14 protein-coding genes are annotated in these 22,990 nt (G+C 54.9%); 11 read left to right on the forward strand and 3 right to left on the reverse strand.

Features of this window, described 5'->3' with window-relative positions:
- Nucleotides 1-333: 333 nt before the first annotated feature.
- Complete coding sequence (locus tag IEX96_RS09180) at nucleotides 334-1,578, forward strand: efflux RND transporter periplasmic adaptor subunit (RefSeq protein WP_150005173.1); 1,245 nt, start codon at nucleotides 334-336, stop codon at nucleotides 1,576-1,578.
- Between the two features lie 3 nt (nucleotides 1,579-1,581).
- On the forward strand, nucleotides 1,582-4,758 hold the full coding sequence (locus tag IEX96_RS09185; protein ID WP_150005172.1) for an efflux RND transporter permease subunit: 3,177 nt from the start codon (nucleotides 1,582-1,584) through the stop codon (nucleotides 4,756-4,758).
- A gap of 52 nt (nucleotides 4,759-4,810) precedes the next feature.
- Here the strand turns inward: IEX96_RS09185 and IEX96_RS09190 are convergent, their stop codons facing one another.
- Nucleotides 4,811-6,034, reverse strand: a complete 1,224-nt coding sequence (locus IEX96_RS09190) for an NAD(P)/FAD-dependent oxidoreductase (RefSeq protein WP_150005171.1) — start codon at nucleotides 6,032-6,034, stop codon at nucleotides 4,811-4,813.
- 105 nt (nucleotides 6,035-6,139) lie between these two features.
- Here IEX96_RS09190 and IEX96_RS09195 point away from each other — a divergent pair, with 105 nt between their 5' ends.
- Entirely contained in the window at nucleotides 6,140-8,578 is a 2,439-nt protein-coding gene (locus IEX96_RS09195; RefSeq protein WP_188873818.1) for a patatin-like protein, read from the forward strand.
- Between the two features lie 82 nt (nucleotides 8,579-8,660).
- Here IEX96_RS09195 and IEX96_RS09200 read toward each other — a convergent pair whose 3' ends face one another.
- Nucleotides 8,661-9,671 (reverse strand): zinc-binding alcohol dehydrogenase family protein, encoded by a 1,011-nt coding sequence (locus tag IEX96_RS09200; RefSeq protein ID WP_188873819.1) that lies wholly within the window; start codon nucleotides 9,669-9,671, stop codon nucleotides 8,661-8,663.
- Nucleotides 9,672-9,957: 286 nt separating this feature from the next.
- On the opposite strand from IEX96_RS09200, the gene IEX96_RS09205 reads away from it, so the two are divergent.
- From IEX96_RS09205 to scpA, 3 genes are all read left to right on the forward strand, one after another.
- Nucleotides 9,958-10,749 (forward strand): sulfite exporter TauE/SafE family protein, encoded by a 792-nt coding sequence (locus IEX96_RS09205; protein ID WP_229773657.1) that lies wholly within the window; start codon nucleotides 9,958-9,960, stop codon nucleotides 10,747-10,749.
- Between the two features lie 113 nt (nucleotides 10,750-10,862).
- The gene (locus IEX96_RS09210; RefSeq protein ID WP_150005167.1) at nucleotides 10,863-12,785 is read left to right on the forward strand and encodes a methylmalonyl-CoA mutase family protein; all 1,923 of its coding nucleotides are present in this window, start codon (nucleotides 10,863-10,865) and stop codon (nucleotides 12,783-12,785) included.
- Nucleotides 12,782-14,980, forward strand: coding sequence for a methylmalonyl-CoA mutase (gene scpA, locus IEX96_RS09215; protein WP_150005166.1), 2,199 nt, complete (start codon nucleotides 12,782-12,784; stop codon nucleotides 14,978-14,980). Before IEX96_RS09210 ends, scpA begins: the two co-directional genes overlap by 4 nt.
- Nucleotide 14,981: 1 nt before the next feature.
- On the opposite strand, the gene IEX96_RS09220 is transcribed toward scpA, so the two are convergent.
- A complete protein-coding gene (locus tag IEX96_RS09220) occupies nucleotides 14,982-15,413 on the reverse strand; it encodes a group III truncated hemoglobin (protein WP_229773637.1) in 432 nt (143 codons plus the stop codon).
- A 177-nt stretch (nucleotides 15,414-15,590) separates the two neighbouring features.
- Between IEX96_RS09220 and IEX96_RS09225 the strand changes: the two genes are divergently transcribed.
- The 5 genes from IEX96_RS09225 to IEX96_RS09245 all read left to right on the forward strand — a co-directional run bounded on the left by IEX96_RS09225 (nucleotide 15,591) and on the right by IEX96_RS09245 (nucleotide 22,908).
- Complete coding sequence (locus IEX96_RS09225) at nucleotides 15,591-17,135, forward strand: tetratricopeptide repeat protein (RefSeq protein ID WP_150005165.1); 1,545 nt, start codon at nucleotides 15,591-15,593, stop codon at nucleotides 17,133-17,135.
- Between the two features lie 51 nt (nucleotides 17,136-17,186).
- Nucleotides 17,187-18,170 (forward strand): methylmalonyl Co-A mutase-associated GTPase MeaB, encoded by a 984-nt coding sequence (meaB, locus tag IEX96_RS09230; protein ID WP_150005164.1) that lies wholly within the window; start codon nucleotides 17,187-17,189, stop codon nucleotides 18,168-18,170.
- A gap of 126 nt (nucleotides 18,171-18,296) precedes the next feature.
- A complete protein-coding gene (locus tag IEX96_RS09235; protein ID WP_229773638.1) occupies nucleotides 18,297-18,869 on the forward strand; it encodes a LemA family protein in 573 nt (190 codons plus the stop codon).
- Nucleotides 18,870-18,881: 12 nt separating this feature from the next.
- The gene (locus IEX96_RS09240) at nucleotides 18,882-20,618 is read left to right on the forward strand and encodes a DUF2207 domain-containing protein (RefSeq protein ID WP_188873821.1); all 1,737 of its coding nucleotides are present in this window, start codon (nucleotides 18,882-18,884) and stop codon (nucleotides 20,616-20,618) included.
- Between the two features lie 73 nt (nucleotides 20,619-20,691).
- Nucleotides 20,692-22,908 (forward strand): S9 family peptidase, encoded by a 2,217-nt coding sequence (locus tag IEX96_RS09245; RefSeq protein WP_188873822.1) that lies wholly within the window; start codon nucleotides 20,692-20,694, stop codon nucleotides 22,906-22,908.
- The last annotated feature ends 82 nt before the right edge of the window (nucleotides 22,909-22,990 follow it).

The following is a 22,990-nucleotide window of genomic DNA, read 5'->3' on the forward strand; positions in this document are numbered from 1 at the left end:
AGCCCGGCCATACTCCATTATAAGGGGGAATGGGATGGCTGTGAATGTGTATGAATTCTGCGATTGTATTTCACTTTTCTGTGAAATGGTGTCTGTAATCGCGTGGCTGTGAATGTCCTTGGCCCTGTTTTCCTTGGGATTGGGGTATGAGGCCCATTCGAAAATTTATGTTTTGAATGTAACAAGCTGTCGCGGTCTAATGTTGCGACGCAAAAGACGCCAGATAGTGGGCTCTTAAAAAGAGGGCCATGCGCTTTGCCATGCTCCGAATTCCAATATTGCCCGCCATCAAGGTCGTCGGGCGGTCTTGGCCTGTATATTAAAGAGGAAAGAATGTCTTTTAATCCGACTGAGCCTTTGTCGCGCCTTCGTTCGCATAAGCGTCGTCGTTTTCCGATGATTGCTGTTTCTGCCATTGCCTTTTTGGCGCTGGGTGGCGTGTTTTATAAGGGCTGGCATTCTGAAAGCGCCGTGGCACAGGCCCAGAACGGGGCGGAGCAACCTGCGCTTGCCGTAACGGTCAGTCATCCGGCGGTGCGTGATCTGGTGGAGTGGGATGAATATACGGGCCGGTTTGAAGCCATCGACTCCGTGGAAATCCGGGCGCGTGTTTCGGGCTATCTGACAGAGATCGCGTTTGAAGACGGGGCGCGGGTGGAAAAAGGCGACCTGTTGTTTCGTGTTGATCCCCGGCCTTTTGAAGCGGCGCTTGATCGGGCGAAGGCAGATCTGGCCTCGGCCAAGGCGACCCTTGCCAATGCCACACGCGATGTAGAACGTGGTGAGGAATTGGTGAAAACAGCCGCCCTGAGCCGTGAGGTTTTGGATCGCCGCAAGCGCGATGAAGATGTGGCCCGTGCACAAGTGGCGGCGGCGCAAGCCTCTTTGTTATCGGCCCAGATCAATCTGGACTACACATCCATCCGGGCCCCCATTACCGGTCGGGTGAGCGATGAACGGGTGTCTTTGGGCAATTTGGTGACGGGGGATCAAACGATCCTCACCACGCTGGTCTCGGAAGATCCCATCTATTTCGAGTTTACCATCTCTGAAGCGGATTATCTGGATTATGCGCGGATGATGGCTGAACGCGGCCCCGATCAGGTGATCCCGGTTCAGGTGCGCTTGATGGATGAAGATGACTTTGCCCATGAAGGCCGCTTGAGCTTTGTGGACAACCAGTTGGACCGGTCCACCGGCACCATGCGCGTACGCGCCACTTTGGATAATCCCCAAGGGCTTCTTTTGCCGCAAATGTTCGGGCGGGTGCGCCTTGCCGCTTTAGACAGCCATGAAACCCTTTTGATTACCGATAGCGCCATTCAAAGCGATCAGGGATCGAAATATGTCTGGGCGGTGGATGCCAATGACACGATTGTGCAAAAGCGCGTGGTTCTGGGCCCCTTGATGGGGGATTGGCGCGTTGTGCGTGCCGGTGTGACTTCGCAAGACCGTATCGTGACCCAAGGCGTGCAGTTCGTGAATTCGGGCATGAAAGTGCGCCCTGATCTTCATCAGGTCGATCCACAGATCGTGCAGGCCTTTGAAGCACCGACGCCTGTTGATGAAAGGGGCTGATCGGTGAGATTTGCACATTTCTTTATTAACCGCCCAATTTTTGCCAGCGCAATTTGGGTGCTCACCATATTGGTGGGGCTGATCGCCTATCTGAATTTGCCGGTTGCGCAATATCCCGATGTGGCGCCGCCCACCATTCAGGTTACGGCAAGCTTCCCCGGTGCTTCGGCTCAAACGGTGTCGGAAACGGTGGCATCCGTCATTGAAGAAGAAATCAATGGCGTCGAAAATATGCTGTATATCAGTTCGCAATCCACCAATGCGGGCACGGCAACCATTCAGGTGGTGTTCAATCAGGGTACGGATCTCGATATTGCGCAGGTTTTGGTGCAAAACCGTGTTGCTTTGGCTGAGCCGCGCCTGCCGGCGGAGGTGCGCCAGCTTGGCGTGAGCACCGTCAAATCCAATCCCGATGCGCTGATGGTGGTGCATCTTTATTCCCCCGATCAAAGCCGCAACCAGCTTTATATCTCCAACTATTACCGCTTGCAGATGCGCGATGAATTGCAGCGTCTCAATGGGGTGGGGCAGGTGCAGGCTTTTGGTCTGCGCGAATATGCCATGCGTGTGTGGATCGACCCTGACCGGGCGGCGCGTTTTGACCTGAATGCAGGGGATATTGTTGCCGCACTTCGGGGCCAGAATCTTGAGGTTGCCAGTGGCACCTTGGGCCAACAGCCCATGGATAATCCCGGTGCGTTTGAAATTTCGGTACAAACGCAAGGGCGGTTGCGCACAGCAGATGAATTTGGTGATGTGGTGTTGAAATCCAGCCCCACCGGCGCCCTTGTGCGGCTTAAGGATGTGGCCCGTTTGGAGCTGGGTGCACAGGATTATGCCACCAATGCTTCTTTGGATGGCAAGCCGGCCCTGGCTTTGCTGTTCAATCAAGAGCCCGGTGCCAATGCTTTGGAAACGGCGGAGACCATTCTGGAAACGGTGGCGACCATGTCCAAGCGTTTCCCCGAAGGTTTATCCTATGATGTGGTGTTCAACCCCACGCAATATGTGGCGAAATCCGTTGAAAAGGTTCAGGAAACCATTTTTGAAGCGGTAATTTTGGTCGCACTTGTGGTGTTTGTGTTTTTGCAAAGCGTGCGCGCCGCCATCATTCCCATCGTGGCCATTCCGATCTCGCTGATCGGGACCTTTGCAATGATGCAGGCCTTTGGCTTTTCGCTCAACAATTTGTCCTTGTTCGGATTGGTTCTGTCCATCGGGATCGTGGTGGATGATGCCATTGTTGTGGTGGAAAATGTCGAACGCAATATGAAGGAAGGGATGTCGGCACGGGACGCCGCGCACAAAACCATTGATGAAGTGGGTGGGGCCTTGATTGCCATCGCGCTTGTGCTGTCGGCCGTGTTTATCCCAACGGCATTCCTGACGGGCATTTCCGGTGAATTCTATCGCCAGTTTGCCATCACCATTGCCAGCGCGACGATCATTTCTGCGGGCGTATCGCTTACCTTGTCGCCTGCTTTATCGGCAATCTTGCTAAAACAGCACAGCAAGGAAGATCATAGCATACGGTGGTGGCAGCGCCCGATAAACGGGTTCTTTTCCCGGTTCGAGCGGTTTTTCGATCGGGTATCCCACGGCTATTCTGCCCTGACCGGAAAGCTGATCCGCATGAGCATTCTTGTCTTGACGGTTTATGTGGGCCTTATGGCTTTGACGGGGGTGCAGTTCGGGCGGGCTCCGACGGGCTTTATTCCTGCCTCGGACCAATCCTATCTGATTACCGTTGTGCAAATGCCTGCGGGTACATCTTTAAAGCGTACGGAAGAGATGCTTCAACGGGTTGTAGCAACGGCGCTGGATCATCCCGATGTGGCCCATGCCGCAGCCTTTGCCGGGCTTGACGGGGCAACCTTTACCACCGCATCCAATTCGGGAACCGTGTTCCTGCCCTTGAAGAATATCGGGGACAGAATGGATCGTGGGCGCACGCTTGATATGACCCTTTCCGATCTGCGCCAAACCTTCGGGCAATGGCGTGAGGCGCGTATTCTGGTCATTCCGCCGCCACCGGTACGCGGCATTGGCAATTCCGGCGGCTTCAAGATGTATGTGCAAGACCGGTCTGGCGCTGGATATCCGGCCCTGGAAGGGGCCACATGGTCCGTTGCCGGTCCGGCCAATCAACTGGCACCTACGGAATCCGTTTTCACGGTATTCAATACGGCTTCGCCAGAGATTTATGCGGATATCGACCGCATCAAGGCCGAACAACTTGGTATTCCCGTGGAAGATGTGCTGGATACTTTGGCTGTTTATATGGGCTCAAGCTATGTGAACGACTTTACCCTGTTTGGCCGTTCTTATCGGGTGACGGCGCAAGCCGATGCGCCTTTCCGGAAAACGCCGGAAGATATTGCACGGCTGCGGGTGCGCAATGCAGATGGCAATATGACCCCCATCGGGTCGGTTGCCACCTTTGAAGATCGCATCGGGCCATACCGTGTGGCGCGCTATAATCTTTATCCGGCAGCGGCGGTGCAGGGGGATGTGACCGCTGGTTATTCGACCGGTGAAGCGCTTGATGCCATGGAGCGGCTGGCTTCGGAAAAGCTGGGTGAAGATTTCAGCTTTGAATGGACGGAACTGGCGCTTCAGCAAAAGCTGGCGGGCAATACAGCGGCCATCGCCTTCTCTTTGGCTGTTGTGTTCGTGTTCATTTTGCTGGCTGCGCAATATGAAAGCGTGACCCTGCCTTTGGCGGTGATCCTGATCGTTCCCATGTCGCTTTTATCGGCCGTATCGGGTGTTTTGATGCGCGGAATGGATGTGAATATTCTGGTTCAGATCGGCTTTATCGTGCTGATTGGTCTGGCCGCCAAGAATGCCATCCTGATCGTTGAATTCGCCAAACAGGCGCAGGACAAGGGCATGTCGGCTGAGGATGCCGCAGTGGAAGCCGCGCATTTGCGCTTGCGGCCCATCATCATGACCTCTTTTGCCTTCATTCTTGGGGTTCTGCCTTTGGTGATCGCAAGCGGGGCAGGCTTTGAAATGCGCCAATCTCTTGGAACGGCGGTGTTTTTTGGGATGCTGGGGGTGACGGGCTTTGGCTTGTTGTTCACGCCGGTGTTTTATGTCACCACCCGAAAGGCAGCCGACTGGATGGCGCATCGGCTTTTAAAACGTCCCATATCCGCCCCCGTATCTGCGAAATAGGGCGGTCAAGAAACAGAACGGCGGCAGGGTTTTGAAAGACCTTGTCGCCGTTTCAATTGGTGATGCATTCTTTGAGCGGGATGTCAGGATCGGCCAGCGCTTCTTTATTTGGTCGGGCGCCTGATGCAATCAGCCTTTTTGCCTGCACAAAATCCTTCATGCGGTTGATGGCTTCCACCGCCACAAGCTGGCCATTGCGCAGATGCACAACACTGATGGCTGTGCCATCCTTGGCTGTGCGGGGGATTGCTTCATCGCCGGGGGCAAACAGTCCGGCGCTTTGCAGCTTCAGATCATATTGGTCGGACCAAAACCACGGCACGGCATCATAGGCCTTCGGGCTGCCAAGGATTGCACTGGCCACAGCCTTTGCTTGATCGATGGCATTTTGTACCGATTCCAGCCGGATGGCTTCCAAGGCCAAAGGGTGGTGAAAGCGCGTGCAATCGCCCGCCGCATAAATGCCTTTGGCGGATGTTTCGCCATAAGCGTTCACAAGGATACCGTGATCGGTTTGAAGGCCAATGTCTTGGACAAGGGCGGTTTCCGGTTCCACCCCGATACCCACCAGCAATAGATCGGCCTTTATGCTGCGTCCATCGGCCAGTGTTACGGCCCCGAGACGCCCATTGGCCCCTTCGATGGAAACAAGCGCCGATCGGGTAAGGATGTCCACCCCTTCTTTTTCATGTCTGCGGCGAAAAAAATCCGCGATCGGGGCCGAAGCCGTGCGCGGCATCAGGCGGGGAGCCTGTTCTAAAACGCAGACATCTTTGCCCATCCGCCGGGCAGCGGAGGCCACCTCTAGCCCGATATAGCCGCCACCGACAATGACAAGCCGCTGCATATGTTCAAGGGCTGTGCGCAGGTGGATGCTGTCCTCCAGACTGCGCAGGCTGTGAATGCCTTGCAGGTCTGCACCGGGGCAGGCAAGGGTTTTGACCCGCGCCCCCGTTGCCAGTACCAGATGGTCATAGGGATGACGTGCGTTATCTGATGTTTTGACGGTTTTGCTGTCGGGATCAATATGGGTGGCGGTTATGCCTGTTTTCAAATCAATCTGCTTTTGCGCATAAAATTGTTCGGCGCGTAGCAAAAGCTGGTCTTTTGAAACGGCCCCCAGCAAATATCCTTTGGATAAAGGGGGGCGTTCATAAGGCGGTGTGCGTTCCGATCCAAGCAGGGTGATCGTCCCTTCAAATCCGCCATTGGCAAGGCTTGAAGCGACCTGACAGCCCGCCTGACCCGCGCCGATGATCACGACATGTTGTGCCATTGATATATCCGTATGCCCGTATGTTTGAATTGTGGCTCTATGAACCAACTTTCAGAAGGGTTAGCATAGCAAATGCCGGGGCAACCATAACAATCATCGGATGAAATGGACCAACGCACAGAAAACACGGCAAGCATGGACGATCCGCAGGCTAAAACCAATGGCGGAGCACACCGGGAACGGGAATTGCGGTTGGCGCTGGTATGTTATGGCGGTGTGTCTTTGGCCGTTTATATGCACGGCATCACCAAGGAAATCCTGAAACTGGTGCGGGCGTCGCGGGCTTGTCAGGATGCTTCCATGCGATCTGACGGCACGGCGTGCAGCTATGAAGAAACCGGCGCAAAAGAATCCGAAGAAGTGGATAGCGAGCGCATCTATTTCGATATGCTGTGCCACATAAGAGAGCAGGTGGATTTGCGCGTGGTGGTGGATGTGCTGGCCGGGGCTTCGGCTGGCGGGATCAATGCGGTAATGCTGGCCCGCGCTTTGGCATATGACCTTTCTTTGGATGAACATCGGGATTTATGGCTCAATCTTGCGGATGTCTCGGAATTGCTGGAGCCAAAGGGCCGCGCCAAGCTGTGGTCGAAACCCTATATGCGCTGGTTTTTCTGGGGCCTGACCCAATGGCACAAAAACCGGGAAGAAGCTTTGGGCGATTTAAGCCGGAACCGCGAAGTTCTGGAAAAACTGTCTTTGTTTACCCGCTCCAAATGGTTTGAGCCGCCGTTTTCCGGAACCCGCATGAGCGAAATGATGCTGGATGCGGTGACAAAGATGGGGAAAGTCGGCAACAATCCGTCTTCGTTGTTGCCAAAAGGGCAAGTGCTTGATCTGCTGGTGACAGCCACCGATTTTTGGGGGCATAGGGAAGCCATTTTATTGCATGATCCGCCCATTATTGATGAGCGGGAACACCGGCATATCCTGCAATTTTCCTATGTGCAAAAGGTGGATGGCAGCATCAAAAGCCAGTTGGGTGATGACGATCAGGCCTCTTTGGCTTTTGCGGCCCGCGCCACAAGTTGTTTCCCCGGTGCTTTTCCTCCGGCGCGATTGGCGGAAATGGATGACGTGGTGGCGCGGCGCAAGGTGGATTGGAAAGGCCGGCCGGCTTTTGTGAGCGAAAATTTTGCCGCTCTTATCGATGCGGGAGAAGATCCCGAAGAGGCCGCCTTCATTGACGGCAGTGTGTTGATGAACAAGCCCATTTCCCTGGCCATCGAAGCGGTGCAAAGCAAAGCGGCCCACCGCGAAGTGGATCGCAGGCTGGTGTATATCGAGCCGAACCCGGAGGTGAGGCGCAGCTCAGAACGCGAGGTGCCGGGCTTTTTCAAAACCGTCAAAGGGGCGATGTCCGATATCCCGCGCAATCAACCGATCCGTGACGATCTGGAATTTCTCGCGGATTTCAACAGCCATGTGCGGACCCAAAGACAGGTTATTCAAGCCGTTCGCCCCACGGTGATGCGCATGATTACCGAATTGATGGGCGATCGGCTGGATGCGGCACCTGATGTTGGCAGCCTTATCACATGGCGCGGTACGGCCAATGAATGTGCCGCTCGTGATGCTTCTTATACCTATGATGGCTATGCGCGGATCAAGGTTTTGTCAGTGCTGTCCGATGTGGCAGGAAGGTTACAACAATGCGCGCGCTTGCGGGATCGGTTGGAATCGGAAGCTGTGGTGGATGCCTGGGCGTGGCGTGTGGGTGTTCGCCCCGTGGGCAATGCTTCCGAACAGGCTGTGCGCAACGAAGGGGTGGCGTGGATTCATTTTCTGCGCCGCTTTGATATACGCTATCGGGTGCGGCGCTTGCGCTTTGTGATCCGCCGCATAAACGAACTTTATGGCGAGCTGACTGCCGACAGCAAGGGAGGCATCCGCTTGGCGCGGGCATGGCTGAACAGCTTGAAATCCAGCCTGTATCAGCAGATCGACGATCTTCGCAACCGCGCAACATGGCCCCGTTGCCCTGACCGGATAAAAGAGGAGGCCATCGAAGAGCTTCTGGAAAGCATGGCCTTGCAAATGGGGCTGGTGGATGCCGATATCGGTGTGGATCAATTGCTGGCCCATGCGGGGGAACATTGCCCCGATAAAACCTTATGGCGCGAGATTGTCATCGCCTATCTGGGCTTTGCCTATTATGACGTTTTGATCTTTCCCATGGCCCAGTGGAAAACCTTGGACGAACTGGATGAAATCAAGGTGGACCGTATTTCCGTTAATGATGCCAATACCTTACGCAAAGGCAGCTCGCGGGAGATTTTGAAAGGCGTGGAACTGGGCAATTTCGGTGCGTTTTTTTCGCGGCAATTCCGTGAAAATGATTATCTGTGGGGGCGCTTGACCGGTGCGGAACGGCTGGTGGATATTCTGGCCAGTGCCGCACCGGAAGCAGTTCAATCCGGGGATTTCAATGTTTTGGAATCGAAAAAGCGCCTGTTTTTGGCGATTTTGGATGCCGAAGCTCCGCATCTCACCAAATTACGCGCCCAGATCAAATCCTTGAAGGCCGAGGCCGAGGCCCTTTAGCCATCGGCTTTTTATGGGACGAAATCCTTTCGGTGCAGCCCTGCCGGTCTTCTGGATTGATTGGCACGAGGGATGCTTGGCCTTACCAGCCTTCCACGACGATTTTTCCCTTTGCCTTGCCTGTTTCGATCAACGCATGGGCAGCGCGGATATTTTCGGCATTGATGGGAGAAAATACCGTGTCGAGCGTGGTGCGGATATGTCCGGCATCGATTTCATCTGCAACATAATTCAGCAGATTATGCTGCTCGATCATGTCTGGCGTTTGGTGCATGGCGCGGGCGAACATGAACTCCCAATGCAGGCTGGCGGCCTTCATCTTCATGCCATCCATGGGCATTGGCAGATCGGTATCATCGATGGAAACAATCCCGCCTTGCGGGCGGATCAGTTCCACCGCCGTCTCCCAATGGCGCATGTCGTTGAATATGGCGATATGGTCCATATGCTGAAAGCCTAAAGCGCGCACCTGTTCCACCATGGGTTTGCGGTGGTTGACCACATGATCGGCCCCCAATTCCCGAACCCAGCTCTCGGTTTCCGGTCGCGAGGCCGTGGCAATCACAACAAGACCGGCGGCTTTCGCCAGTTGGATGCCGATAGAGCCAACACCGCCGCCAGCGCCGATGATAAGGATCGACTGGCCTTTGTCTGCGCCGTCACGGTCGATGCGCAGCCTGTCGAAAAGCGCTTCATAGGCGGTGAGCGTGGTCAAAGGCAGGGCTGCGGCTTCGGCAAAGCCGAGGCTTTTTGGCTTCGCACCCACAATGCGTTCGTCGATCAACTGGAATTCCGCATTGGAGCCGGACCGGGTGATGTCGCCCGCATAATAAACCGCGTCACCGGGCTTGAACAAGGACGCATCCGGGCCGACGGCGTCGACAATTCCGCTGGCATCCCAGCCAAGAACGCGGGGTGTTTTTTCGATGATGTCTTTGGGAGCGCGTATTTTGGTATCCACCGGATTTACGGAGATAGCCTTCACAGAAACCAGAAGGTCATGGCCATCAGGCGTGGGGCGGGGAAGGTCCACATCAAGTAAGGCTGAGGGGTTTTTAATCGGCAAATAATGGGTAAGGGCAACAGCTTTCATTTTGAAGTCTCCGCATGTTCAGGGAAGGGGGCAAAATAGGATGTCGGGGCAGGGGATTAGGTTTAGCATGGATAGGAGGCAATGTTGGTCAGGTGGATCGGTGTTCAAGCAAATTGATTATGCCGGATGAACGAGAATTTCTTGTCCATACGGGCCATTATCGGATGGAAGAAGGGGCGTGCTGGCTGGCAAAGGGCGCGTGGCGTGCTAAGCAGGGGCGGATTTATATGATGTCCTGTCCTTTAGATGGTGGTTTATGCCGGAATTAAGCACTGATTTGTTGAGTATGATTGCCATGTTGGCGGCGGCGGCAGCCATTGCGGGCTTATTGGCGGGGTTGTTGGGCATTGGCGGCGGGATCATCATGACGCCGGTGCTGTTTCAGATATTCGTTTGGCAAGATGCCGCTCAGGATTGGCGCATGCATATGGCGGTGGCCACGTCCTTGGCGATCATTGCGCCCACCACTTTATCTTCTGCCCGTGCCCATACCCGTCTTGGCTCGGTCGATAAAAAACTGGCACGGCTTTGGGTGCCCGCGGTGGCTATTGGTGCTGTTATGGGGGCTATTTTGGCGCGGTTTTTGTCGAGCGAGGTCTTGATGATCGTCTTTGCCGGATTTGCGCTTTTGATGGCCGTGAAGATGCTGCTTCCTCTTGATCAATACCGCATTGGCGGGGATGTGCCGCGCGGAAGTCTTGGCACCATTGCGCCGGTGTTGATCGGTGGACTGGCCAGCTTGATGGGTATTGGCGGCTCCACCTTTACGGTGCCTTATCTGACACTTTTCGGTATGCCGGTGCATCGGGCCTTGGGCACGGCGGCGCTGGTGGGATCGCTTGTCAGCATTGTGGGGGCCATAGGATTTATGCTGAGTGGCTGGTCGGTGGAAACCAATCTGCCCATGATGCTGGGGTTTGTGAATGTCCCTGCGGTGTTGCTTGTGGCGCCCATTGCGGTGTTTGTGGCCCCTTTTGGCGCAAAGCTGGCCCATAAAATGAAACGGCGGACTTTATCGGTGTTGTTTGGCGGGTTTTTGATCCTGACAGCGGCCCGCCTGATTTCCAGCCTGATTTAACAAAGATAGCAAACACAAAGGCTTGTGGTGTTGTGACTTGTCTTGACCCTTGCCTTGGCCCCGGAATAGGGCCTAAATCCCTCCTGATGTTTTACTGATCCAAGGGGTCCGGAATGCCTGATAGCACGCTCAATCTAGCCGCAGGGTTTGATGCCCCCAGCTATGAAGACTGGAAAACGCTGGTTGAAAGCGGTTTGAAAGGCCGGTCATTCGATCGTGCCATGATGTCTGATGCGCCGGATGGCTTTCGCATCAAGCCTCTTTATACCAGTGCGGATTTATCTCCGGCCCCCGATGCCGCCGGCTTTCCCGGTTTTTCGCCTTTTGTCCGCGGGATGACGGTGGATGGGCGGGGCTGGCAGGTGCATCAGCGCCATGATCACCCCGATCCAAAGCGTGCCAATTCGCAAATTTTGAAAGATCTGGAACGGGGGGCAAGCGGGATCACGCTGGTGATCGACCCGACGGCACAAAAGGGCGTGGCCATCCATGATCTAAAGGATTTGGATCAGGCGCTTCTGGATATGGATCTTGCCATTGCGCCCCTGCATCTGGAGGCAGGCCGTTTCGGTATTCCGGCGGCAGCGCTGCTGATGGCGCTTTGGGACAAGCGCGGCTTGGCTTTCAATGCGATATCTGGCCATTTCGGCGTGGACCCTTTGGGGGCTTTGGCAGCGGAGGGATCATTATTGTCGTCTTTGCCTGATGCCTTGCGCGAAGCCGGGGCTCTGGCGGCCCAATGCCATGACCGTTTTCCCAAGATGACAGCGCTTTCTGTATCCAGTGAAGCGGCCCATTCCGCGGGCGCGACCGAGGCGCAGGAACTGGCTATCGCCTTAGCCACCGGACTTGCATATTTGCGGGCATCGGAACAGGCGGGGTTGGCTTTGGACGATGCGGCCAGGCAGATCCGTTTTCGCTTGATGGCGGATACGGATGTCACCTTGACCATTGCCAAATTCCGCGCCATGCGGTGCCTTTGGAGCCGCGTGCTTATGGCGTGCGGGGTCGCGCAGCCGGTTATGGCTTTGGACGCGCAAACGGCACCGCGCATGATGAGCCGGCGCGATCCCATGGTGAATGTGCTGCGGGCCACGATGGCCTGTTTCGGCGCGTCTATTGGTGGGGCGGATGCCCTCATGATTGCCCCCCATACGGATGCCATCGGCATAGCAGATGATTTTGCCCGCAGGATCGCCCGCAATGTGCAGATCATTTTGGCTGAAGAAAGCCATTTGGGGCGGGTGATGGATCCGGCAGGGGGGTCTTTTACCATGGAAGCCCAAAGCAATCAGTTGGCGGAAAAGGCATGGGATATTTTCCAGTCCATTGAAGCGCATGGCGGGATGGAAGCCGCTTTGATGGATGGTAAAATCGCCGCCATGTTGGAAAAAAGCTGGTCGAAGCTGCAAAAAGATGTGGCAACCCGGCGTGTTCCGCTGATTGGCGTGTCGGAATTTCCCAATATCCATGAAATGGCAGTGGCGGTGGAAAGCGTAGATCGGGCCGCCTTGGCAAAAGAGTCCCTGAAAGGCGTGGACATTGCCGCCAATGCCGCAATGCTTCCGCCTTTGCCACGGTATCGGCTGGGGCAGGATTTTGAAGCGCTGCGCGATCGGGCCGATGCCCATGCGGTGCGCCCAAAGGTGTTTTTGGCAACTGTGGGCCGTGTGGCCGATTTTACCGCACGGGCCACATGGACGCGGCATGTGTTTGAAACCGGTGGCTTTGATGTGGTGATTGGCGAGGGCGGCTTTGATGCCGGGTGCATTGCCGGTCAGTGGCAATCCCTTGGCGCATCAGAGGTGGTGCTCTGCGGTGCGGATAAGGATTATGCCGACCATGGTATGGACATCGCCAAGACGCTGAAAGCGGCGGGGGCACCGCATCTGATGCTGGCAGGAAAAGGGGGCGATCAGGAAAGCGCATGGCGCGATGCGGGCGTGGAGGGTTTTCTCCATATGGGCGTTGATATCGTTGCATTATTAGGCGCGGCCCATGATCGGGCAGATGCAGCACAAGGAGCAGGCCAATGAGCCATATTCCCGATTTCACAAAAATTGGCTTCAAAAGCGATAGCAAGGCTGCCAACCGTGCCGCATGGGACAAGGCCTTTGCCCAAACCACTGGCAAGCCGGTAAACAAGGCCCATTGGACGACGCCCGAAGGCATTGATGTGCCGCCGCTTTATAGCCAAAGCGATGTGGCCGGACTGGATTTTATAGATGGCAAGCCGGGTTTTGCGCCTTTTTTGCGCGGGCCTTATCCGTCCATGTATGTGGAACGCCCCTGGACCATCCGTCAATATGCGGGGTTTTCTACAGCAGAAGAGTCCAATGCCTTTTACCGGCGCAATCTGGCGGCCGGGCAAAAAGGGCTTTCGGTGGCGTTCGATCTGCCCACCCATCGCGGCTATGACAGTGATGATGAACGGGTGGCGGCGGATGTGGGCATGGCCGGTGTTGCTATCGATTCCATCTATGATATGCGGCAATTATTCGATGGAATCCCGCTTGATAAAATGAGCGTGTCCATGACCATGAATGGTGCGGTGCTACCTATTTTGGCGCTGTATATCGTGGCGGGTGAGGAACAAGGCGTGTCGCCTGAACAGCTTTCCGGCACCATTCAAAACGATATTCTCAAAGAATTCATGGTCCGCAACACCTATATCTATCCGCCGGCCCCTTCCATGCGGATTATCTCCGATATTTTCGCCTATACGTCCCAGCATATGCCGCGCTTCAATTCCATTTCCATCAGCGGCTATCATATGCAGGAAGCTGGTGCGACGGCGGATCTGGAACTGGCCTATACGCTGGCCGATGGCATTGATTATGCCCGCGCCGGGATCAAGGCCGGGCTGGAGATCGACCGCTTTGCGCCGCGCTTGTCGTTCTTTTGGGCCATTGGCATGAACTTCTTTATGGAAGTGGCCAAAATGCGGGCCGCCCGGTTGCTATGGGCCAAGCTGATCCGCGACAATTTCCAGCCCAAAAACCCGAAATCCCTTTCCTTACGCACCCATTGCCAAACCTCCGGCTGGTCGCTTACGGCGCAAGATGTTTATAATAATGTGACCCGCACGTGTATCGAGGCAATGGCCGCCACCATGGGCCATACCCAGTCTTTGCATACCAACAGCTTTGATGAAGCCTTGGCCCTTCCCACGGATTTTTCCGCACGTATTGCCCGGAATACCCAGCTTGTGATCGCCCATGAATCCGGCATTACCCGCAGCATCGATCCGTGGGGCGGCAGCTATTATGTGGAAAAGCTGACCCATGATCTGGCGGCCAAAGCGCTGGCCCATATTGAAGAAGTGGAAGCCGAAGGCGGCATGGCCAAGGCCATTGAAGCGGGTATTCCCAAAATGCGGATCGAAGAGGCTGCCGCGCGCACACAGGCGCGGATCGACGGAGGCCGCCAAGCGGTGATCGGCGTCAATAAATATCCTTTGGATGAAACCGAAGAGGTGGATGTTCTGAAGGTGGACAATGCCGCCGTGCGCCGTGGCCAGATCGAAAAACTGCAAAAATTGCGGGCCGAACGAAGCGAGGACGGGGTGAATGAAGCGCTTGCAGCTCTTACCCATGCGGCGCACTCTGGTTCTGGAAATCTTTTGGAACTGGCGGTGAATGCCGCACGGGCCAAGGCTACGGTGGGGGAAATCTCGCTGGCTTTGGAAAAGGAATTCGGACGCCATAAAGCGCAGATCAGGGCCATTGAAGGGGTGTATAAAAGCGAAGTGGGTAAAAACAGCGAGATATTGTCCAAAGTGCATGAAAAGGTTGAAGCCTTTGAAGCACGCGAAGGGCGCAGGCCGCGTATTTTGATCGCCAAAATGGGTCAGGATGGCCATGATCGCGGCCAAAAGGTGATTGCCACGGCCTTTGCCGATCTGGGCTTTGATGTGGATATCGGCCCGTTGTTCCAGACACCGAAGGAAGCTGCCCGTCAGGCCGTGGAAAATGATGTGCATATCGTCGGCGCAAGCTCGCTGGCAGCGGGGCATTTAAGCCTTGTGCCGGCCTTGCGAAAAGCGCTTCAGGATTTGGGGCGCGAGGATATCATGATCGTGGTGGGGGGCGTGGTGCCGCCACAGGATTATGATGAACTGAAAGCCGCCGGGGCCAAGGCCATTTTCGGCCCCGGTACGGTGATTGCCGATGCCGCATTGAAGCTTTTGGATGATCTCGCCCCAGCGGATCAAGGGGCGGATTGCAGATAGATTAGCGTCCGCCGACGACCGGCAGGGCATTGGGACGATAGAACAGGCCGAGACGAAAGCTATCCGCGATCGTTTCGGCTTTTTCAATGAACAGCTCCGCAATATCCTTGGGACATATCTGATGGGCTGTTTGGCGGAATAAGCCCAGCCAGATATCAAAATCCGGCTCGGTGATGCCGGTGATACGGGCATGGGTGGCCATGGGCCGTCCTTTGAACCGTGCTGTTTTCAGCATCACCGACGACCAGAAATCGCACATTTTCTCAAGATGCACCGGCCAAGGCTCGCTTATGGCTCCGTCGAACAACGGACCAAGCCGATCATCGGCGCGCACTTTGTCGTAAAATCCATGCACAAGCCTTTTGATCATCTCCTCGTCTATATCGGGATGAAGCGCAAGGCGTGGAGAGCGGGTATCTGGCGAATGGGCCATGGACATGATCCTGAAGGGCTGTTTTTGTGCATATGGCTGGGTTAGTGTTCATATGCCAGTCTATCAGGCCGGTTTGTTGCTTTCCATCTTCCTGTCAAAAGGAAAGTCGCAAAGGATCAACGCATTGCTTTTGCGCTTCTATGCGGTGCGTCTGGATTGAAAAAGGTGATCAAATTCGTGCGTATTATTGGGTTTCTGGGTTTGTTATTTTGGTTTTCCATTGGTGCCGGTGAAGCACAAGAAACAGGCGAACAAGAACAAAGCGGACAGGATCAGGAACAATTGACCCCGGATGCGCCGCAAACCGCCGAAACAACCGATTTCGTTGAGGCATATGCGGCAGGGAAATTCGATCTGGCTGCCCGATTGGCGCAGCAAGGCATCGATGGTGGCGATCTGCCACGGGACAGGCGTGGACGGGCTTATCTGGCTGTGGGGAAAGCCCATGTTCTTGCCAATCGTTTCGATCCGGCCCGTGAGGCACTGGATCAGGCGCTGGCTTTGCTTGATGCGCCCGCAGAGGCCCATTATGAGCGGTTCAAGCTCGCTTATATGGACCGGGATTGGGTAACGGCGGCGCGGGATCTCAAGGCCTTGGCCGAACAGCGTCCGGATCTGGCGCGTCCGGTGCATTTGTCTGCGGTGCAGGCCATCCAATATGGGGCGCTTGGCATGGGCGAAGATGCGCTGGTGTTCGATCTGCTGATCGCCTTGCGCAATGCTCGCTATTCCGGTGCGCCCAATGATGCCCGGCCAGATAGATTATACCGCGATCTGGTGCAAATGTTGGGGGAGCGGGGGCGGCTGTTTGAAGCGGAAGCGTTGATTGATTTGATCCATGATGTGGATCTTATGGCCGGAATGATGGTGGACCGTCGTTTTGCGCCGCTTTGGCGGGTTCTGGATACGAAATTCGGCACGTCGGCTTCTTCGCTTACGATACGGGAATTGGAATTTATCAACCGGACGCGCCAAAATAATCGCAGTTCTTTGGGGATGGTGCGTCAGCATATGAAGGATTTGCGCCGCCACGGCTTGCCACAACAGGCCGCACAACTTGGCGGTGCGGTGATGAACAGCGTTGAAAGCGGTGCCATTGGTCAGGTGGGCGGCAGCGATCTTCTATGGGTGGCCAATGAACTGGCCTATGCGCTTTTGGATATGGAAGAAGTGGATGCTGCCATCAGCCTTTTGGGGCAATTGGCGGGGCTTGATCCCAAACAGGTGCCGGGACTGGTCAATCAGCAGATCAATTATGCGGGAATTTTGATGGGGCTGGGGCGCTTTGAAAGTGCGCTCAATGCGGCACCCTTGGCAGAAATGGGGGCTGTGTCACGCTATGGGCAGTTTTTTATTCGCCAGATTGCGGTGTGTTCCTATGAAGCACTGGGCGAACATGAAAAAGCGCTGGCCGCCTTGGGGCCTTTGCAAGACCAACCCCTGATCAATCCACGGGCCACGCAAATTGCGCTTTTGTGCCTTGATAGGGCCGATGAAGGGGCGGATCAGTTGGTGCGCCGTTTGGAAAACGAGCGGATCCGTGAAGATGCCTTATTGGCGCTTTTGACGCCGGATCTGTCTTTCGTACAGGAGCCGTTTTTCCTTGTCTTGCAAGACCGTTTCGATGTTTTGCGGAAAAATCCCAAGGTGATTTCGGCACGGGATAAGGTTGGCCGGGATTTGTCGCTGTCCTTGCGCCCCATCTATTGGGCAGCCTTCTAAGGCTTGTCTATGTCCATATTGCATACACAAGATGTGAACAGGGGAGGCCATATGCCTGACATTGCGGCATTGGAGACGGGGATAAAAAAAGGTGATCGCGCCATGCTGGGGCGGGCTATTACATTGGTGGAAAGCCGCCGGTCTGACCATCTGGCGCAAGCCCAGGAACTGCTGAGCCGCCTTTTACCCTTCACCGGCAAAGCCCGCAGGGTCGGTATCACCGGCGTTCCGGGAGTGGGGAAGTCTACCTTTATCGACGCCTTCGGTAGCAATCTGACAAAGCTTGGAAAGCGGGTGGCGGTGCTGGCGGTGGACCCGTCATCGGGGCGCAGCGGCGGGTCTATTCTGGGGGACAAAACCCGTATGGAACGGCTGGCCGTTGATGAACAGGCATTTATCCGTCCGTCACCATCGGCCGGGGTTTTGGGCGGTGTGGGCCGCGCCACCCGCGAAACCATGCTGCTATGTGAAGCGGCGGGCTATGATGTTATTCTGGTGGAAACAGTCGGGGCCGGGCAATCGGAATATATGGTTGCCGATATGGTGGATGTGTTTCTGGTTCTGATGCTGCCCGGTGCGGGGGATGAACTTCAGGGGATCAAGAAAGGCATTCTGGAAATCGCGGATATCCTTGCCGTCAATAAAGCGGATCAGGATGCCGGAAAAGCGCGCCGCGCTGCCCGCGACTATGCCTCGGCCCTGCATATCATGACGGCGGGGGATGCGGCGTGGAAACTGCCGGTTCTCACGGTTTCCGGTCTGCAAAACCAAGGTCTTGATGCACTTTGGGAGACAATGGAAAAACACCGTCATGTGATGGTCGAGGCCGGGTTGTTCGATCAGCGCCGGCAAGATCAGCGGGTGAAGTGGATGTGGGCGATGGTGGAAGACCGGCTGCTTACGCGCTTTCGCAATCATGAAAAGGTGTGCCGTATATTGCCGGGTTTGGAGAGCGATGTGCGCAACGATTGCAAAACCGCAACCCAGGCGGCGGAAGATCTGTTGTCGGCCTTTGGTATGGGGGATTTGGAGTAGGGTTTTTGTTCAGGATTTATGACGTTTCAGCATAGTAAATATCTTTGGTTTCTATCCAGACTATAGTCTTGGGTTTAAGCTGGGGTGTGCTGAGCTTGTCTTGATAAGAAAAGGAAGAGGGCTGCCATGAGCGTTCTTATGATTATATTGCTGGTTAATCTGGCGTGCGTCGTGTTGTTGGCGCTTTATGTGGCCAGCGCCTATAACAGCTTTATTCGCCTGCGGACCCATGCTTCAGAAGCATGGAGCGATATCGATGTGCAGATGAAGCGGCGCTATAATCTGATCCCCAATCTGGTGGAAACGGTAAAAGGCTATGCCAGCCATGAAAAAGACACTCTGGAACGGGTGATCGCGGCGCGTAATTCCGCCATGGGCAATCAGGGATCGCCGGGGGAGCAGGCGGCTTCGGAAAATATGCTCAGCGGTGCGTTGAAATCGCTCTTTGCGCTTTCGGAAGCCTATCCGGACTTGAAAGCCAACACCAACTTCATGCGTTTGGCTGAAGAATTGTCGGAGGTGGAAGACCATATCCAGAAAGCACGGCGCTATTACAATGGCAATGTGCGGGAACTGAACACGAAAATAGAGTCTTTTCCGTCCAATATTGTGGCGCGCGCCTTTGATATCAAACAGCGCGACTTTTTCGAACTGGATGAAGCGTCGCCGGCGCGCGAAGCTGTGAAGGTCAGCTTTTAAAGGAAAAGACATATGCGTAACGCGCTTTTCGTCTTTGGTATTTTTTTCGGCCTATTTGGTATGGCTGCCTCGGCGTTGTCTCAAGAACAGATCGTCCGCTATGATAGCCAGATCACGGTCCTTCCTTCGGGGCGTCTGGATGTGGTGGAAACCATTATCGTGGATGCGGAAGGCGAGCGGATCAAGCGGGGGATTTTCCGGGATTTTCAAACGGATTATCAGGGCGACCATGGCCGGTCTACTGTCGATTTCGATATAGGCGAGGTGTTGCTTGATGGTGCCCCCGTTCCGTGGAAAATGATCAAGGCCGGGGCTGGAAAGCGCCTGCGGATCGGTGATGGGGAAAAGACCTTGGAACCGGGGCGTTACCGCTATGAGATCCATTTCCAGACAGACCGGCAATTGATCTTTTTCCCCGAGCGCGATGAACTGGTTTACCAGCCCATTTCCTATGGCTGGGAATTTCCCATTCAATCCGCCCGTGCCACGGTGATTCTGCCCGAAAATGCAGCGCCCATGGCCTTGCGCGTTTCCGCCGGATCTTCGGGAGCGTCAGAAGGCGGGGCAGAAATCACGCAACCGCAGCCCAATAGGGTGGTGTTTGAAACCGATGGTCCACTGGCTGCGCGTCACGGAATGACGGTGGCGCTTACCTGGCCGGCAGGTTTTGTGGCGCGTCCTACAGAGATGGAGAGTGTGAGCCATTATCTGGGTGATAATATCGGTGTGCTTTTGGCCCTTGCGGGTGTGCTTGTGGTGCTTTGTTATTATCTTTGGGCTTGGCATCGGGTGGGGCGCGATCCCAAGGGCGGGGTGATTATCGCGCAATATGGCCCGCCAAAGAGTTTGTCCCCTGCAGCCGCGCGTTATTTGGTGAAACAGGGCTGGGATGATGCAGGCTTTTCTGCAGCCATTGTCAGTCTGGCGGTGAAGGGAGCCTTGGATATTAATGAAGACCAGAAGAAGGTTTTTACCTTGAGCCGTCGTCACGGGGCGTGGCGTCCGAATAATTTGTCGGCGGGGGAGGTGGCCATTCTTGATGCGCTCTTTGCGCAATTTGATCATATTCTGGTGGACAAGAAAAATCACAAACGCCTGGCAACAGCGCGCACAGCCCATCGTCGGGCCTTGGCGCGGGAACATCTGGGTACGCATTTCAAGCGCAATCTGGGGCATTTTGTGCTTGGTGTAGGCTTAAGCCTTGGCTTTGCGATCCCGTCCCTGATGCTGGCCAAAAGCGCACCATTGTTGATGATTATCGCTTTGGTGGTGCTGTTTTTGCTCAATCCATTGTTTTTCTGGCTCTTGCATGCTCCCACTTTGAAGGGCCGGAAATTGCTGGATGAAATCGAAGGCTTCAAACGCTATTTGTCGGTAGCGGAAAAAGACCGGCTGAATTTCCATAATCCACCAGAGAAAACCCCAAAATTGTTTGAAGCCTATCTGCCCTATGCCATGGCTTTGGGCGTGGGGCAGGAATGGGGAGATCAATTCGATGATGTTCTAAAAGCAGCAAAAGATCCCGAGACTGGCCATCCATGGCATCCAGCCTGGTATCATGGGCAGGTTCTTTATCTGCAGCACGGTGGTTTTCAGGCTGGCAATTTTTCCTCTGCCCTTGGCCGTGGCATGGCCAGTTCATTTGCGGCGGCGGCAAGCCCGCCATCTTCCTCATCCGGTTCGGCTTTTGGTGGTGGTGGATTTTCCGGCGGCATGGGTGGCGGTGGCGGCGGCGGTGGCGGCTGGTAAATCAACGGGGCTTGCCAAGCCTTTTGACGCGATGCATTGTATCGCGACATTAAAATAGAAAATGGGGACCGTTATGCGCACTGCTATTTTTGCTGCCGGCATTTTATTGGCGGCTGGCACATCACATGCTGAAGATTTGACCATTGAACGGTTGGTAGGAAGCCCTTCTCTGGATGGTCCCAGAGTGGCGGGCCTGAAACTCGCCCCCGATGGCAGTCGAGTGACTTTTTTGAAAGGCAAAGACCGGGATTTCCGCATTCTGGATCTGTGGGAATATCATATTGCCAGCGGTGAAACGCGCATGCTGGTCGATAGCGACGATATTCTCGGCGGCGAAGAAGAAGAGCTGAGCGAAGTGGAAAAGGCTCGCCGTGAACGCCAGCGGATTAGATCCAGCGGCATTGTGGAATATCACTATTCCAAAGATGGCAAGCGCCTTCTGTTCCCCCTTGGCGGTGATCTTTATGTGCTGGAAATCGGTGCAGATGAGGCCAAAAGGCTTACAGAAACCGATGCTTTTGAAACAGACGCTAAATTCTCCCCCAAGGGAAACTATGTGTCGTTCATCCGCGATCAGAATTTGTTTGTGGTTGATGTGGAAACCGGTACGGAAATTCAGCTCAGCAGTGAAGGCGGCGATACCATCCTGATCGGGATGGCGGAATTTGTGGCGCAAGAAGAAATGGGCCGGGACACCGGCTATTGGTGGGCGCCAGATGAAAGCCGCATCGCTTTTACCCGTGTGGATGAAAGCCCGGTGAAGCTGGTCAATCGTTATGAGCTGTCCGGCGATGGCGGTGTGACTACTATTGAGCAGCGTTATCCTTTCGCCGGAACGCCCAATGTCACCGTGGATCTGGGTGTTGTGACACTTGAAGATCAAAAGACCCAATGGATTGATCTGGGCGATGAGGAAGATATCTATCTAGCCCGGGTGAATTGGCTACCAGATAGCCGCCATGTGGCCTTTCAGCGCGAAAGCCGCGATCAAAAGCAACTGGATCTGGTATTTGCCGATCTGGAAAGCTGCACAAACCGCACTGTCCTTACGGAAAGGGCGGAAACATGGTTGAATCTGCACAATAATCTGCGGTTTTTGAAAAACAGCGACCGGTTCATCTGGTCATCGGAAAAAAGCGGCTATCGCCATCTTTATCTTTATGACCTGTCGGGCAAGGAACTTGCACCCCTAACCGCCGGCGATTGGGTGGTTTCCGGTATCAAGCAAGTGGATGAAAAGGGCGGGAAACTCTATTTCACCGGCTTTCATGAAACGCCCATTGAAAGCCATCTTTATTCCGTGTCTTTGACACCTGATCCAAAGTCTCTCACACGCCTGACGGTGGAAAAGGGCTCGCACAATGTGAGCGTAAGCCGGGATGCCTCGGTATTCGTGGATAATTATTCCGCGCCTAAGGTGCCACCCCGGGCTGCTCTCAAGAAAATAGATGGCACGCTCATTACATGGATTGAAGAAAATCCGTTGGATGGCGACCATCCCTATGCCCCTTATCTGGATAAGCATGTGGAGCCGGAATTCGGGACATTAAAAGCGGAAGATGGCACTATTCTTCATTATTCGCTGATGAAGCCTGCCGATTTCGATGCGAAAAAAACCTATCCGGCGGTGGTGAATGTTTATGGCGGCCCCGGTGTGCAAAGGGTGCGCAATAGCTGGTCCATCGATTTCGACCAGATCCTTGCGCGGAATGGTTATGTGGTGTTCAAACTGGACAATCGCGGCTCTACCAATCGGGGCAAGGCCTTTGAAGATGTGATTTATCACAATATGGGGTCGGCGGAAGTCAGCGATCAGGTGACAGGGGCTGCGTTTTTGGCGAGCCTTGAGTATGTGGATGCGGACCGGATCGGCGTTTATGGCTGGTCTTATGGCGGTTATATGACCATCGAACTGCTGTCGAAAGCGTCGGAGATTTTCAAGGCGGGCATGTCGGTGGCGCCGGTGACCGATTGGCGGCTTTATGACACCCATTATACCGAACGATTCCTTGGCATGCCCGATGAGGGTGATGCTTATGAAATTTCTTCGGTTTTTCCATATATCGAAGGCATCAAGCCCAACAGCCTGCGGCTTGTGCATGGTATGGCCGATGATAATGTGTTCTTTGATAATGCGGTGAAGCTGATGAGCCATTTGCAAGAAAAAGGCGTGCCTTTCGAGCTGATGACGTATCCGGGCAAACGCCATGGCATTAGCGGACAGGCAACGCGGAAGCATCTGTGGACTGACACGCTCGATTTCTTCGATCGGAAGCTGAGCGCAGATTAAAGCCTTCTGACGAAAGAGCGATTAAAAAGCGGCGCGGGATATTTCATCTCGCGCCGCTTTTGTGGTTACAGATGTTCAGGTC

The sequence above is a fragment of the Iodidimonas muriae genome, from assembly GCF_014647255.1.
Taxonomy (GTDB): Bacteria; Pseudomonadota; Alphaproteobacteria; order Sphingomonadales; family Rhodothalassiaceae; genus Iodidimonas; species Iodidimonas muriae.